The 873-nt window shown below is 68.7% G+C and carries 1 pseudogene; it reads right to left on the bottom strand.

Annotated features, from left to right (window positions below):
* Positions 1-873: pseudogene (locus AC07R0_RS25695) on the bottom strand (hemagglutinin repeat-containing protein); the annotation flags it as partial.

Genomic DNA, 873 nt, shown 5'->3' on the forward strand with positions numbered 1-873 from the left:
CTGCTGGTGGTGTTGAAGGTCTCGGTGCTGCTGGCCGCACCCCGGACACGGCCCGTGTAGGCGATCTGCTTGGTGTCACCGGTCTGCACCGCGCCCAGGTTCCAGTCGCCGCCCACCAGCGCGGCCAGGTTACCGCCCACGGCCAGGCGGGCGCCGTTTTGCGTGAAGTCCCCGCCGGTGCGGATGACGGCGTCGCCCTGCACGTCGATGCTGGCGATGCGGTCCAGCAGGGTGCGGCTGGCCGAGCCTGCCGAGCCGGCAGCGCCGCTGATCTGGTAGCCCTGCGTGGTGGTGGTGCTGGCCAGCAGCAGGCTGCCGCCCGCGTCCAGACTCAGGCTGCCGGCCTTGAGCTGGGCGTTGCTCAGGTCCACATTGCCCCGGGTGCTGATCTGCGTCAGGCCACCGCTTTGCAGGTTGCCGCCCCGGCTGTCCAGGCTCACACCGTCCAGCACCAGGTTGTTGCTGGCGCGGATGGTGCCGCGGTTGACCAGGCCCTGGCTGTCGTACAGCTCGATGTTGCCAGCGGCGATCAGGGGGCCGCTGGGCAGCAGGTCACCTTCCTTGACATGGGCCAGGTACAGCACGGGTACCAGTACGCGCTGGCCTTGCACCGTGCGCTCTTCCAGCATGACCACATCGGTGGTCAGGCTGGCCATTTGTGCATCCGTCAAGGCAATGCCGGGGGTGATGTTGAAGGCCTTGGCGGTGGCGACACCGGCGCTCAGCAGGGCCTGGTACTGGGCCTGCTCGTTGCTGTAGCCGCTGAGCTGGGTGCGCCCGGTGAGGGCCAGCACCTGTTCGCGCACCAGGCGCTGCTCGTAGAAGCCGTCGCCCAGGCGCTTTTGCGTGGTGTCGGGGTTGTAGCCCAGCTGG

Source organism: Rhodoferax sp. GW821-FHT07F03, from assembly GCF_059418745.1.